The 13590-nt window shown below is 62.5% G+C and carries 11 protein-coding genes; 3 read left to right on the forward strand and 8 right to left on the reverse strand.

The window, feature by feature from the left end; genetic code table 11:
- Nucleotides 1–176: 176 nt before the first annotated feature.
- Entirely contained in the window at nt 177–1343 is a 1167-nt protein-coding gene (locus tag FHT75_RS12710) for a pyridoxal phosphate-dependent aminotransferase (RefSeq protein ID WP_028756818.1), read from the reverse strand.
- A 120-nt stretch (nt 1344–1463) separates the two neighbouring features.
- On the reverse strand, nt 1464–1901 hold the full coding sequence (gene mscL, locus FHT75_RS12715) for a large conductance mechanosensitive channel protein MscL (RefSeq protein ID WP_028756817.1): 438 nt from the start codon (nt 1899–1901) through the stop codon (nt 1464–1466).
- Between the two features lie 319 nt (nt 1902–2220).
- On the opposite strand from mscL, the gene FHT75_RS12720 reads away from it, so the two are divergent.
- Complete coding sequence (locus FHT75_RS12720) at nt 2221–5739, forward strand: hybrid sensor histidine kinase/response regulator (RefSeq protein WP_028756816.1); 3519 nt, start codon at nt 2221–2223, stop codon at nt 5737–5739.
- An 8-nt stretch (nt 5740–5747) separates the two neighbouring features.
- On the opposite strand, the gene FHT75_RS12725 is transcribed toward FHT75_RS12720, so the two are convergent.
- A complete protein-coding gene (locus FHT75_RS12725; RefSeq protein ID WP_063473919.1) occupies nt 5748–6305 on the reverse strand; it encodes a TetR/AcrR family transcriptional regulator in 558 nt (185 codons plus the stop codon).
- A 132-nt stretch (nt 6306–6437) separates the two neighbouring features.
- On the opposite strand from FHT75_RS12725, the gene FHT75_RS12730 reads away from it, so the two are divergent.
- Nucleotides 6438–7640, forward strand: coding sequence for an MFS transporter (locus tag FHT75_RS12730; RefSeq protein ID WP_183844915.1), 1203 nt, complete (start codon nt 6438–6440; stop codon nt 7638–7640).
- Between the two features lie 9 nt (nt 7641–7649).
- Here FHT75_RS12730 and FHT75_RS12735 read toward each other — a convergent pair whose 3' ends face one another.
- Both FHT75_RS12735 and FHT75_RS12740 read right to left on the reverse strand, forming a co-directional pair.
- On the reverse strand, nt 7650–8093 hold the full coding sequence (locus FHT75_RS12735) for a nuclear transport factor 2 family protein (RefSeq protein ID WP_028756813.1): 444 nt from the start codon (nt 8091–8093) through the stop codon (nt 7650–7652).
- Nucleotides 8094–8211: 118 nt separating this feature from the next.
- Nucleotides 8212–8616: a GFA family protein gene (locus FHT75_RS12740; RefSeq protein WP_028756812.1), complete on the reverse strand. Its 405-nt coding sequence runs from the start codon at nt 8614–8616 to the stop codon at nt 8212–8214.
- 58 nt (nt 8617–8674) lie between these two features.
- Here FHT75_RS12740 and FHT75_RS12745 point away from each other — a divergent pair, with 58 nt between their 5' ends.
- Complete coding sequence (locus FHT75_RS12745; protein WP_028756811.1) at nt 8675–9175, forward strand: MarR family winged helix-turn-helix transcriptional regulator; 501 nt, start codon at nt 8675–8677, stop codon at nt 9173–9175.
- A 249-nt stretch (nt 9176–9424) separates the two neighbouring features.
- Here FHT75_RS12745 and FHT75_RS12750 read toward each other — a convergent pair whose 3' ends face one another.
- From FHT75_RS12750 to FHT75_RS12760, 3 genes are all read right to left on the reverse strand, one after another.
- Nucleotides 9425–9634: a cold-shock protein gene (locus tag FHT75_RS12750; protein ID WP_003545273.1), complete on the reverse strand. Its 210-nt coding sequence runs from the start codon at nt 9632–9634 to the stop codon at nt 9425–9427.
- A 273-nt stretch (nt 9635–9907) separates the two neighbouring features.
- Nucleotides 9908–12124 (reverse strand): 3-hydroxyacyl-CoA dehydrogenase NAD-binding domain-containing protein, encoded by a 2217-nt coding sequence (locus FHT75_RS12755; RefSeq protein WP_028756810.1) that lies wholly within the window; start codon nt 12122–12124, stop codon nt 9908–9910.
- 68 nt (nt 12125–12192) lie between these two features.
- Nucleotides 12193–13401 carry an acetyl-CoA C-acetyltransferase gene (locus FHT75_RS12760; protein WP_028756809.1) on the reverse strand — a complete coding sequence of 403 codons (1209 nt, stop codon included), beginning with the start codon at nt 13399–13401 and terminating at the stop codon, nt 12193–12195.
- Between the last annotated feature and the right edge of the window lie 189 nt (nt 13402–13590).

A 13590-nucleotide genomic window follows, 5' to 3' on the forward strand; every position in this document is an offset into this window, starting at 1 on the left:
CCGGTTTTTCTTTCCAATTTTCTTATCGAATGGCCGTTCGAGGGCCTTTGAACCGGTATGTTTGGAGTCGTGGTTAGAGGCCGATTTCGGGCATTGCTAGAGTTTTATCGATCCGGCGATTCCGGCACAAAGTCGACTTGGCCGGCCACCAGATGGGGTCTCGTGGCCAATGTTGGTCAGAGCTTGAGGATATAGTCGCAGAGACGCTCGGCGGCGACCGCCACCTGGGCTGGGTCACGCAGGAAACAGGCGCGCAGAAAGAGTTCGCCGCCGGGGCCGAAAGCGGTGCCGGGGGCAAGGCCGACGCCTGTCTTGTCGACGATATCGAGCGCAGCCCTGCGGCTGTCAGTGACGCCGTCGATCTTCAGGAAGGCGTAAAGCGCACCATCCGGCTTCAGCGTCTCGACGCGGTTGGTGGCAACGAGCGCATCGCAGAGAATATCGCGGGAACGGGCCGCCTTGGCGATATTGGCGAGCACGAAATCGTCGCCTTCATTGAGGGCTGCGACCGCGCCCTTCTGCATGAACTGCGCCACGCCCGATGTCGAATACTGGATCAGGTTTTCGAGCACCTGGCCCATCTCTGGGGGTGCGACGATCCAGCCGACGCGCCAGCCGGTCATCGACCAGTTCTTCGAGAAGGAATTGACGAAGATGACCTTGTCATCAGGCTCCATCACGTCGAGGAAAGAGGGCGCACGGCCGCCTGGAAAATAATAGAGGGCATAGATCTCATCCGCCATGATCCAGAGGTCGTGCTTGCGGGCCAGCGCCAGGAGATCACCAAGATCCTTCCTGGTTGCCGTCCAGCCTGTCGGGTTCGACGGCGTGTTGATGAACAGCCCCCTGGTCTTCGGCGTGATCGCGGCTTCGATGCGGTCAAGATCGACCGCCCATTTGCCGCCTTCGAACTGCAGCTGAACGCCGACCGAGCGTGCGCCCGCGATCTCGAGGGCGGCGGCGATATTCGGCCAGGCGGGGGTGAGGTAAATCATTTCGTCGCCCGGCGAGGTCAGAGCCTGCACGCTGATCTGGATCGCCTGCATGCCGGAGCCGGCGACATAGAAATGCTCGACCGGAAGCCGGATTCCGAAATGTCTGCTGTAATAATCCGAAAGCGCCTGGCGAAGCTCCGGAATGCCGCGCTGCCAGGTGTAGAAGGTCTCGCCGGCCGCCAGCGCATCCATCGCCGCCTTGCTGATGAAATCCGGCGTCGGCAGGTCACCTTCCCCCACCCAGAGCGGCAACAGGCCCTCACGGCCACGGGCATAATTGACGACTTCGACGATCCCGCTTTCGGGCGCCGCCACGGCGCGCGGGCTAAGGCTGCTCAAGATCGACATGCATATCTCCGGTTTTCGCCTTCATAGAGGATTTGCGTCGGCAAATCCCATGATATCCAGTGATGGCATATCGATTTTGGTGATGAATGAGCCCGGCCGGAACGGACGGGCTCCAGCCGATCAAGCCGTCGGGCGCTTGGCCAACAGATCGCGGATTTCGGTCAGCAGCTGCACGTCTGCGGGCGGCGGGGGCAACTCTTCCGGTGCGGCCTTTTCCTGGCGCTCGACCTGGGCACGCAGGATGTTCACGCCCTTGACCATCAGGAAGATGATCCAGGCGAGGATCAGGAAATTGATGAGGACGGTGAGGAAACTGCCATAGGCAAACACCGCTCCCTGCGCACGGGCGGCCGCAAGCGACGGCGCGTTGACGGCCGACGACAGCGGCAGGAAATAATTCGAAAAATCGAAGCCGCCGAAAATGGCGCCGACGATCGGCATGATAAGGTCGTCGACCAGCGATTTGACGATGCCGCCGAAGGCGCCGCCGATGATGACGCCGACGGCAAGATCCATGACATTGCCGCGGGCGATAAAGGCCTTGAACTCATTGAGCATCGGATCCGTCTCCCTTCGATGCATTTCAAAGATATGCAACTGTCTTTTACAGCGTCACGCCTCTCTTCAGCCTCGTGAAGGAGGCTGCAACGCTTTGAATTGACGCACAATTTATTCTTAATCAATTTCGACTTGAGGAATTATGCAGTAGCTGCACCTTCATTGCAATTCATCAATCGGCAATCGCAATTATTCGCCGATACCCTTCGCGGCCTATGACTTAAGGCCTAGATGGCCGGGAATTTTCAAAGCGTCTGAAATAACTTAAGCTGACCAATGTTGCGGGAGGTCCCGGCGGGTTTCCGCCGGCGGAGGGTCAATGCTTCCAGGCTGGGTCATATTCGCGTCTGCCTTCGGCTATCTGCTCCTGCTTTTTGCCGTGGCAAGCTATGGCGACCGCAAGAACCGCAGCCCAGGCATGCTCGGCCCGGGCACGCTGGAAGGCGGATGGCCGGTGGTCTATGCGCTGAGCCTTGCGATCTACTGCACCTCCTGGACCTATTTCGGCAGTGTCGGGCTTGCGGCGCAGCGGGGGCTGGAATTTGCCGGTATCTATATCGGCCCGATCCTGGTCTTCACGCTCGGCATGCCGCTGCTTCGCCGCATCATCGAGCTCGCCAAGGCGGAAAAGCTCACCTCCGTGGCCGACTTCGTCGCCGCGCGCTACGGCAAGAACCCGACGGTCGCCACGATCGTCGCGCTGATCTCGCTGATCGGCGCCATTCCCTATATCGCGCTGCAGCTGAAAGCGATTTCGAGCACCGTCAGCGCCATGGTCAATCCGTCCGATTACGGCATCGGCAGCGGCAATCTCTACTTCCTCGACCTGCCGCTCCTCGCGACGCTGGTGCTTGCCTGCTTCGCCATCATGTTCGGCACGCGGCATACGGATGCGACCGAACACCAGGACGGCTTGATCCTCGCCGTCTCGATGGAATCCGTCGTCAAGCTCGTCGCCTTCCTGACGGCCGGCGTCTGCGTCATCTGGTTTCTCTTCGACGGCCCGACCGATCTCTGGCAGAAGACCGTCGACAACGAACTGGTCATGTCGGCGCTCAGCTACCATACGCCGATCAGCCGCTGGATCACCCTGATCCTGTTGTCGGCCTTCGCGATCATCCTGCTGCCGCGGCAATTCCACGTGACGGTTGTCGAAAACCGGACGCCGAAACAGCTGAAACTCGCCGGCTTCCTGTTTCCTACCTATCTCATCGCCATCAATCTCTTCGTGCTGCCGGTGGCGATCGGCGGGCTCTTGACCTTCGGCGGCGCCGGCAATGCCGATTTCTACATGCTGTCGCTGCCGCTTGCCGGTCAGATGCCCGTCATTTCGCTGATCATCTTCATCGGCGGCTTTTCGGCCGCAACGGCGATGGTCATCGTCGATTCCGTGGCGCTGTCGATCATGGTGTCGAACGACATCATCATGCCGATCTTCCTCCGGCGCAAACTCGCCGGCCGCGCCAGCCTGCGCGACAATTTCGCCAAGACACTGCTGAACATCCGCCGCAGCGCCATCTTCGCCGTGCTGTTATTCGGCTATGCCTATTACCGTTCGACCGACAGCACCGCCGGCCTCGCCTCGATCGGCCTGCTTTCCTTTGCCGCGATCGCGCAAATCGCCCCAGCGCTGTTCGGCGGGCTGATCTGGCGGCGGGCGAATGCGCGCGGCGCGATCCTGGGGCTTTCCTCCGGCTTCATCATCTGGGTGTACCTGTTGTTCCTGCCCTCGCTCGGCGGGCCTGATTATTCCTATGTGGCGAGCGCCGTGCTCGGCTTCATCTTTCCCGGGACCACCTTGTTCACCGCAGCCGATGCCGATCCGCTCGTCAATGCGACTGTCATGAGCCTGCTCGTCAACACCGCCTTCTTCATCGTCGGTTCGCTCACCCGCAATGCCAGGCCGCTGGAGCGCATTCAGGCCGGCATCTTCGTCAAGCGGCATTCGCGCTCGCAATTTGCCACGCGCGGCTGGAAGACCCGTATCAGCGTCGGCGACCTCAAAGCGGCGATTTCGCGTTATCTCGGCGAAGAGCGCATGCAGCGCTCGTTCACCACCTATGAACAAAGCTCCGGCCGCAAGCTGGAGGACGAGCAGCCGGCCGATATGGCGCTCATCCATTTCAGCGAACAGCTGCTCGGCAGCGCCATCGGCTCGTCCTCGGCCCGGCTGGTGCTGTCCTTGATCCTGCAGAAGATCGAAGATGCTTCTTCCGATACCGCCTGGTTGCTCGACCAGGCGAGCGAGGCGCTGCAATATAACCAGGACATGCTGCAGACGGCGCTGTCGCAGATGGACCAGGGCATTGCGGTCTTCGACAGTTCCAACCGGCTGACGATCTGGAACCGGCGCTTCCGGCAATTGCTGGATCTGCCGGAAAGCGCCGGGCAGGTCGGCTTTCCCCTGTCCGAGATCGTCACCACGCTCAGCCAGCGCGGCGATATCGCGCCCGGCGATCTCAGCCAGACGGTGCGGCATTTCCTGACGCTCGACAAACCCTTTTCGCTGGTGCTTGACGGCGGCGAGCGGATCATCGAGGTGCGCTCCAACGCCATGCCGGACAAGGGCATCGTCGCCACCTTTACCGACATTACTCAGCGCGTCACTGCCGACCAGGCGCTGAAACAGGCGAACGAGACGCTGGAGCAGCGCGTCGCCGAACGCACGGCCGAGCTGACCCGCGTCAACCGCGAACTCGGCGAGGCACGCGCCGCCGCCGACGAGGCGAATATCGGCAAGACACGCTTCTTTGCGGCCGCCGGCCACGACATCCTGCAGCCACTGAATGCCGCCCGGCTTTATTCCTCGGCGCTGGTCGAGCGCATGGCGCAATCCGACAACAGCCCGATCGTGCGCAACATCGATTCGGCGCTGGAATCGGTCGAGACCATTCTCGGCGCGGTGCTCGATATTTCAAGGCTCGACACCGGCGCCATGCGGCCGCGGCTCGCCGCCGTCGCGCTCTCCGACCTGCTCAAGCGGATCGAGACCGATTTTGCGCCGATCGCGCGGGAAAAACAGCTGAAACTGGTGGTCATGCCGACGTCGCTGCGCGTCCGCTCCGACCCCAACCTCTTGCGCCGGCTGGTGCAGAACCTCGTCTCCAACGCCATCAAATACACGATCACCGGCAAGGTGCTGGTCGGCGCGCGGCGGCGCGGCAACCAGGTGATCATCCAGGTGATCGATTCCGGCATCGGCATTCCGCCATCGAAATTCCGCACGGTGTTCAAGGAATTCGCGCGGCTGGACGAAGGCGCCAAAACCGCCTCTGGCCTGGGGCTCGGCCTATCGATCGTCGACCGCATCGCCCGGGTGCTCAACCATCCGGTCGAACTGCAGTCGACCCATGGCAAGGGCACGGAATTCCGCATCGCCATGCCGCTCGACGTCTCGCGCCCGGCCGCGGCCGCAGCGGCCGTCACGCCCGCCGACCGTCCGGGGCAGCCGCTGAGCGGACTGAAGATCCTCTGCATCGACAACGAGCCGAAAATCCTCGAAGGCATGCGGCTGTTGATCAGCGGCTGGGGCTGCGAGGTGGAGGCGCTGGATTGCCTCGCCGACGTGATATCAAGCGACGGCCAGGGAGGACCGCCTGACATCGTCATCGCCGATTATCATCTCGGCGACGGCACCGGCATAGCCGCCATCCTGCATCTGCGCCGGCAGTTCGGCGCCGATATCCCTGCCCTGATGATCACCGCCGACCGGACGCCGGAGGTGCGCAGCGAGGCCGAGCGATACGGCATCGCCGTTCAGCACAAACCCGTGCGGCCGGCGGCGCTGCGCGCCTATATCACCCAGATATCAGGCCTCAAGCGCGCCGCCGCTGAGTAAGAGACCGCTTACAGCGCCGCGCCCATGACACGGGCGACGAGATCGCGCACGCGTGCTGCATCCGGCACATCGCCGAACAGGATACGGTACATGATCGGCGCCACCACCTGGTCCATGACCCGGTCGACATCCGGAAAGGTCTCGCCGCGAGCCTTCGCCCTCTCGGCGATGAGACCGATCTGCTGGCGGGTAAACTCGGCGCATTTACAGGCATTTGCGCCGGCCTGCGCCGCCAGCACGTCGCGGATCATCTCGCGGCCCGGCCCGGAGGACATTTCCTCGGCATATTGCTCGGCCCAAGCCTGAAGATCGGCTCTGCCGCTGCCGGCATCGACCGGCTGCATATCCGGCCGCAGCCGATCGACGGCGACATCGGCGAGAAGTTCCTGCAGGTCGCCCCAGCGGCGATAGATGGTCGACGGCGTCACCCCCGCCTTGCCGGCGATCAGCGGGATCGTCACATCGGCACGGCTCATCTCGGCCATCAGCTCACGCACCGCCTTGTGCACCGATGCCTGGACCCTCGCGCTTCGGCCGCCCGGACGGAGATTCTCTTTCACTGTCATGCGCGCAACTTTCCCCCTTTTACGCCGATGGTTCAAAATCTTTGACAGACCTATTAATGCAAATAATTTGCTTTTACAAAATGCCGGCTCTACATAGGCTAAAGCAATGGTTTAGCTTTAAGGGGCTTATATATGGTCGCCGTCGCCAAATCCACAGAGAATTCGCCGCGCCCCTCGATCGGTTTTCATGCGCTGACGCTCGCCACCTTCTTCGGCGCCTCCGCGGCGCCGACGCCGCTCTACCGGATCTACCAGGAAAACTTCTCCGTCTCGCCGGTGCTGATCACGGTGATCTTCGCGGTCTACGCCTTCGCGCTGCTGGCGGCATTGCTGACTGCCGGTTCGATCTCGGATCATCTCGGCCGCAAGCCGGTGATCTTTTTCGCCCTGGTGCTCGAAATCATCGCCATGGGCCTCTTCGTCGTCGCCAGCGGCCCCGGCTGGCTGATTGCGGCGCGGATCGTCCAGGGGCTGGCGACCGGGATCGCCGGCGCTTCGCTCGGAGCGGCGCTCGTCGATGTCGACCGGGCCAAGGGCCAGATCGTCAACTCGATTGCGCCGCTTTCCGGCATGGCGGTGGGCGCGGTCGGCACCAGCGCCCTGATCCAATACGGCCCCTTCCCGATGCATCTGGTCTATGCGCTGCTGCTTGTCGCCTTCACGCTGCAGGCGGCCGCCATCTGGCTGACGCGCGAGAGCGGGGCAACGCGACCCGGCGCGCTCGGCTCGCTGATCCCACGGGTCACCGTTCCGCCGCAGGTGAAACGGCCGCTCTCCCTGGTGACGCCGATCAACATCGCCAACTGGACGCTTGCCGGCTTCTATCTCTCCCTGGTGCCGTCGTTGGTCGCCACCACCACCGGCAGCCGGGCGCCGCTGACGGGCGGGGCCGTCGTCACCGCATTGATGGTGAGCGGGGCGATCGCCGTCTATCTCAGGCGCAGCAAGACGGCCTCGGCCAATCTCGGCTTCGGCGTGTCGGCCAAGACGCTTGGCATCCTGACCGTCGTTGCCGGCGTGCATCTCGCCAATGTGCCGCTGCTGCTCATCGGCACGATTTTTACCGGCGCCGGTTTCGGCACCAATTTCCTCGGCTCGATCGGCACGATCATGCCCCTCGCCAAACCGGACGAGCGGGCCGGGCTGCTGTCGGCCTTCTACGTGCAGAGCTACCTCGCCTTCAGCCTGCCGGCGATCCTTGCCGGGTTCCTGGCGAAATCAGCCGGTTACGCACTGACAACCGACATTTATGCGACGGCAATCCTGCTGCTGATGGGCGCCGGACTGTTGAGCATTCGCGCCGACCGGCGCAGGGTGGCGGAGAGCGCCACCTGAGGACGCAGTTCAGGGCTTGAGATCGAGCAGCGCCCGGCCGCTGCCATCCATGGCGAAGGGCACCGAGGCGTGCTGGTGGGCGACCAGCCAGCGGCCATCCCGCTTGACGAGGCCCAGCGTCTGGCGAAACCAGAGATCGACTTCAGCGCCATCGGTCTTGGTTCCCGTCATGCGCATGAGGCCGCTCCAGAAAGCGACATCTTCGCCGGCCGTCAGCTTGGCATCGCGCACCTCGCCGCCGATCGGGCCTTCCCAGGTATCGAACCAGGCCTGCAGGCCCGCCTCGTCCTGGCCGTAATAGGCAAGCGGCGGCGCCAGCGAAAACTCGACGGAATCCTCCACCTCGTAAGAAAGCGCGTCCTTGGCATTCTTTTCGCCCAGCGCCTTGGCGCGCATCATCAGCATGGCGATGATCGCCTCTTCCTCGATCCTGGCACTCGCTTCGTCTTTCACATCAGTTCTCCTTCTCCGTTATGGACAGAGGACGAAGGGGAGGACGACGATCCGACAGAGATGGTTCTCGGTTTGCGCAACTCCGGCAAAACTGCTGCGCAGTCTTGCTGGAATTGCTTCAGAGATAACGCGTCACTTCAGGTTCGTTCCACCAGGCATCGTGCCTGCCGTCGTAATAACGGACCGGCAGTGCTGCCAGTTCCTCAGGGGTGACATCGTCGAGGCAGGCGATGTTGATCGAGACATAGGCGCCGCCGATCGCTTCGACATAACCGTCGCCAAAAGCTGACACACCGCAGGTGCGGCAGAAGCGGTGATGACCGCTCATGGTGTTGAACTGGTAATCGGTCGTTTCCACCGGATCGCACATCAGCCGGAAATCCTCCGGCTTGACGTTGGCGCCCCAATAGCGGCGCTTGGTGCAGATCGAGCAATTGCAGCGGCCGGTGCCTTCCTCAAGGTCGATGTCCACCTCGTAGTGCACTTTGCCGCAATGGCAGCTTCCTCTGTAGGTTTTCTTCATGGCGCTCTCCTCCCTCGGCGTTGCCTTTGCCATTCCAATATGACAATATGTTGTCACTATGGATGAGATACAAAATAGACAACATGTTGTCAAACAAAATCGACCGGAGCGAACGATGGAAGGGGATGCCTTTTCCGCTTTCGCGATCACCGCCCTTCGCCTCGCCGGCCATCTGACGGCGGCCGGCGACCAGCTGGCAAAGCCGGCGGGACAAACCAGCGCACGTTGGCAGGTGCTGGCCGCAGCGCGGCGCGGCGACATGTCGGTGGCGCAGATCGCCCGCGCCCTCGGCCTCGCCCGCCAGGGCGTGCAACGGCTTGCCGATGTGCTGGAGGGCGAAGGGCTGATCGCCTATGCCGACAACCCGCAGCACCAGCGCGCCAAACTGGTGCGACTGACGGCGGAAGGGGCCGCACGGCTCGGCGTCATCGAGATCGCGCAGGCCGGATGGGCGGACGGGCTGGGTGCCGCGTTTACGGCAGCCGAGCTCGATGCGGCGCGGGCGGTGATGGCGCGGGTGATGGAGCTGCTGGAAGGTGGTGAGACGGGTGGAGGTTGAGTGGTTTAGCTGCCTTGCGAGGCTTGTTGTCGCTGGCGGCGAATTCAGTTGGTGGCGCGAAAGATTCTTTGAGGTCGTGCTGTGGCCGCAGAGGGGGTGTCGCGGATGTATTTCTTGGGAAAGGGTACAGCATCCCCCAGCCACAAACAAAAAAAGGCCGGGCTAACCCGACCTTCCCTGCTATCTCAACGAACCGTGCCAGTACATCCGTGGTCACGATCCGGAGATGATATTCAAAGCCTTAAAGGCTCAGGCCGCCTGGAGGCGGTCTGCCGACATCTTGCCGGACTTGTTGTCGCGGACGAGCTCGTAAGACAGCTTCTGGCCATCCTTGAGATCACGCATGCCAGCGCGTTCAACGGCGGAGATGTGGACGAAAACGTCGGCTGCGCCGTCATCCGGCTGAATGAAGCCGAAGCCCTTGGTTGCGTTGAACCACTTTACGGTACCAGTGCTCATGACGATATCCTTTTCGAATCGTTCATAGAAGAATGCAGCCCGGACAGATGCCCAAGCGGCGATGAAAACCGATTTTGGAGGAAGTTCGCCAGGAACGACGCTAGCGCCGTTTCAAAGTTCATCTAGCAAGATCGATGCGTGAACGTTTAATCGGGAATTGTGTCCGTGGCAAGGCCGCAACAAGGAAAAGTCGAGTTCAGCGGGTCAAGCGTTCTCTAACGTTGTGCCGCGGCAGGCCAGAGCGGGCGCCGCGGCACAAGGGGAAAGGACGGCTTACGCCGCTTGCCCGACCTTCGCATAGGGATCGAATCGCCCGTAGAAGGTCTCGCCCTTGGCGGCCATGTCCTTCAACAGCGGCGTCGGTTGGAAGTGATTTCCGTAAGCACCAGCTAACTTTTCGGCCAGCTCCACGAAGGTCTTGGCACCCATGCCGTCGATATAGCTCAGCGCCCCGCCGGTATAGGGCGCGAAGCCGAAGCCGAGGATCGAACCGACATCCGCCTCGCGCGGATCGGTGACGATGCCTTCCTCGACGGTGCGGGCGGCTTCCAGCGCGATGGTGACGAGGAAGCGCTGCTTCAGGACGTTGACATCAACTTCATCCGCCGGCTTCTGCGGGTAGAGCGTCTTGAGATCAGGCCAGAGCGACTTCTTCGCCGGCTTCGGCGGATAGTCGTAAAAGCCCTTGGAATTCTTGCGGCCGAAACGGCCCTCCTTCTCCACCATGCGGGAGATGAGGTCCATATGCCTGGGGTCGATGGCCCTTTCACCGAGATCGGCGACCGTCGCCTTGAGGATCTTCAGCGAAAGGTCGATGGCGACCTCGTCGTTCAGCGCCAAGGGACCGACCGGCATGCCGGCCATCTTGGCGGCGTTTTCGATCATCACAGGCGGCACGCCCTCGATCAGCATGTCGTAGCTTTCCGACATGTAGCGCAGCACGCAGCGATTGACGAAGAAGCCGCGGGTGTCGTTGACGACGATCGGCGTCTTCTTGATGGCGGCGACATAATCCAAAGCAACGGTCAGCGCCTTGTCGCCGGTTTCGCTTCCGAGGATGACCTCCGTCAGCATCATCTTTTCGACAGGCGAGAAGAAGTGGATGCCGATGAAATCGGTAGGCCGTTTCGAATTCTTCGCAAGACCCGAGATCGGCAGGGTCGAGGTATTGGAGGCGAAAATCGCGCCCTCCGGCAGCACGGCTTCCACGGCCTCGATGACGGCTTTTTTCACTTCGCGATCCTCGAACACCGCCTCGATGACGAGATCTGCATTGGCGAGGTCGGCATAATCGGCCGACGGCGTGATGCGGGAGAGCAGTGCGGCTGCCTCGTCTTGCGTAAGACGTCCCTTACCGACAGAATCCTTGACCAATCCTTCGGAGACGGTCTTGCCCTTGGTCGCCGCTTCGATGTCGCGGTCGATCAGCGTCACGGGAATGCCGGCGGCGGCAGTGACGTAAGCGATCGAGGCGCCCATGAAGCCGGCGCCGACGACGCCGACATGTTTCAGCTCGGTCTTCGGGATGCCTGCCGGGCGGCGGGCGCCCTTGCCGAGCTCCTGCATGGAGATAAACAGCGAACGGATCATCGAGAAGGCTTCGCGGGTCTGCAGCACCTCGGTGAAATAACGCTGCTCGATCTTCAGGCCGGTGTCGAACGGCACCTGCAGGCCTTCATAGACGCATTTCAGGATGGCAAGCGCTGCCGGATAATTGCCCGATGTTTCCCGGCGCAGGATCGCCGGCGCCGCCGGCCAGAGCTGGGCGGAGGCTGGCGTCCAGATGCCGCCGCCGGGCGCCTTGAAGCCCTTCTCGTCCCAGGGGGCGACCGGCTTCAGGCCATCCTTGATCATCTGCTTGGCGGCGGGGATAAGCTGATCCGGCTCGACCACCTGATGCACGAGGTTCATCGCCTTGGCGCGGGAGCCGGTCAGCGACTGGCCCGTCGTCATCATCTGCAGCGCATCCTGGGCGTTCGCCAGCCGCGGCACACGCTGGGTGCCGCCGGCGCCGGGGAAGATGCCGACCTTCACTTCGGGCAGCGCGATCTTGACGCTCTTGGCATTGGAGGCAACGCGGCCGTGGCAGGCGAGCGACAATTCAAAGGCGCCGCCCATGCAGGTGCCGTTGATGGCGGACACCCAGGGCTTGCCCGATGTTTCGAGCTTGCGGAACAGGCCGCTCATGCGGCCGACCAGGCCGAAGAGGTTCTGCACCGCCGTCTCCGGGCTCTTTGCCTTCTCCTCCTGATAGGAACTGAACATCGACTTGATCATCGAGAGGTCAGCACCGCCGGAGAAGGAGGACTTGCCCGAGGTAAAGACGACACCCTTGACGGCGGCATCGGCGGTCGTGGCGTCGATGATGGCGTCGAGTTCGGCCATCGCCTCGGCGGTGAAGACGTTCATCGATTTGCCGGGCATGTCCCAGGTGACGAGAGCGATGCCGTCGGCGTCGGTTTCGAGCGTGAAATTGGTGTAGGTGCTCATCTTGGGAATTCCTCTCCCTGAATTCTTTTGCCGTGGAGCCCTCTCCCCTTGTGGAGAGGGCTATCCCATCAAACGCGTTCGATGACAGTTGCCGTGCCCATGCCGGCGCCGATGCAGAGCGTCACCAGCGCGGTGTTGAGGTCGCGGCGCTCGAGTTCGTCCAGCACGGTGCCGAGGATCATTGCGCCGGTGGCGCCGAGCGGATGGCCCATGGCGATGGCTCCGCCATTGACGTTGATCTTGTCGTGATCGATCTCGAAGGCCTGCATGTAGCGCAGCACCACGGCGGCGAAGGCCTCGTTCAGTTCGAAGAGGTCGATGTCGGCAAGGCTCATGCCTGTCCGCTTCAGCAGCTTCTCGGTGACGTCGACGGGTCCGGTCAGCATCAGGGCCGGATCGGAGCCGATATTGGCGAAAGCCTTGATGCGGGCGCGCGGCTTGATCCCCATGCTCTGGCCGCCGGCCTTGGAGCCGAGCAGCACGACGCCGGCGCCATCGACGATGCCGGAGGAATTGCCGGCATGATGGACATAATTGATGCGCTCGATCTCCGGATGGGCCTGGATGCCGACGGCCTCGAAGCCGCCCATCTCGCCGGGCATCTGGAAGGATGGATTGAGCGAGGCGAGCGCCTGCATGTCGGTGCCGGGGCGCATGTGCTCGTCCTTATCAAGGATCGTCAGTCCGTTCTGGTCCTTGACCGGAACGACCGACTTGTCGAACCAGCCCTTTTCCCAGGCATGGGCGGCGCGCTTCTGGCTCTCGACCGCATAGGCGTCGACATCGGTCCTGTTGAAACCGTATTTGGTGGCGATGAGATCGGCCGAGACGCCCTGCGGCATGAAATAGGCCGGGAAATTCACCGAAGGGTCCATGAACCAGGCGCCGCCGGACATGCCGAGGCCGACGCGCGACATGCTTTCGACGCCGCCGGCGATGACGATGTCGTCGGCCCCTTGGGCGATCTTGCCGGCACCGAAATTGACGGCATCGAGGCCGGAAGCGCAGAAGCGGGAGATCTGCATGCCGGGCGCCTTGGTGGAATAACCGGCTTCGAAGGCGGCGGCCTTGGGGATGACGGCGCCGGCATCCATGACCGGATCGACGCAGCCCATGATGATGTCGTCGACCGTCGATGTATCAAGCCCGTTGCGGTCGCGGATTGCTTCCAGCGTCTTTGCCGCGAGGCGGACGGATGGCACCTCATGCAGGGCGCCGTCCTTCTTGCCGCGGCCGCGCGGCGTACGCACGTGGTCGTAAATGAAAACCTCGGTCATATCTCATCTCCCTGACGGCGCGGCGGCGCCGGTGAATTCGTGTCTTTTCTCTTCTCCCCGGCGGAAGAAGGTAGCCTCGAAGAGGTCGGATGTGAGGGCCGGAGCGACAAACTCGAGCTTGCTTGCGCGCGGCTGCTCGCTCCTTTGTCGCTCACCCCCTCATCTGCCCTACCGGGCATCTTCTCCCCG

It is taken from the genome of Rhizobium sp. BK112, from assembly GCF_014193215.1.
GTDB lineage: Bacteria > Pseudomonadota > Alphaproteobacteria > Rhizobiales > Rhizobiaceae > Rhizobium > Rhizobium anhuiense.

Excerpts from the sequence above, each read along its gene's own strand:
- FHT75_RS12710 (WP_028756818.1), bottom strand. The coding sequence starts at position 1,343 with ATGTCGATCTTGAGCAGCCTTAGCCCGCGCGCCGTGGCGGCGCCCGAA.
- mscL (WP_028756817.1), bottom strand. The coding sequence starts at position 1,901 with ATGCTCAATGAGTTCAAGGCCTTTATCGCCCGCGGCAATGTCATGGAT.
- FHT75_RS12720 (WP_028756816.1), top strand. The coding sequence starts at position 2,221 with ATGCTTCCAGGCTGGGTCATATTCGCGTCTGCCTTCGGCTATCTGCTC.
- FHT75_RS12725 (WP_063473919.1), bottom strand. The coding sequence starts at position 6,305 with ATGACAGTGAAAGAGAATCTCCGTCCGGGCGGCCGAAGCGCGAGGGTC.
- FHT75_RS12730 (WP_183844915.1), top strand. The coding sequence starts at position 6,438 with ATGGTCGCCGTCGCCAAATCCACAGAGAATTCGCCGCGCCCCTCGATC.
- FHT75_RS12740 (WP_028756812.1), bottom strand. The coding sequence starts at position 8,616 with ATGAAGAAAACCTACAGAGGAAGCTGCCATTGCGGCAAAGTGCACTAC.
- FHT75_RS12745 (WP_028756811.1), top strand. The coding sequence starts at position 8,675 with ATGGATGAGATACAAAATAGACAACATGTTGTCAAACAAAATCGACCG.
- FHT75_RS12750 (WP_003545273.1), bottom strand. The coding sequence starts at position 9,634 with ATGAGCACTGGTACCGTAAAGTGGTTCAACGCAACCAAGGGCTTCGGC.
- FHT75_RS12755 (WP_028756810.1), bottom strand. The coding sequence starts at position 12,124 with ATGAGCACCTACACCAATTTCACGCTCGAAACCGACGCCGACGGCATC.
- FHT75_RS12760 (WP_028756809.1), bottom strand. The coding sequence starts at position 13,401 with ATGACCGAGGTTTTCATTTACGACCACGTGCGTACGCCGCGCGGCCGC.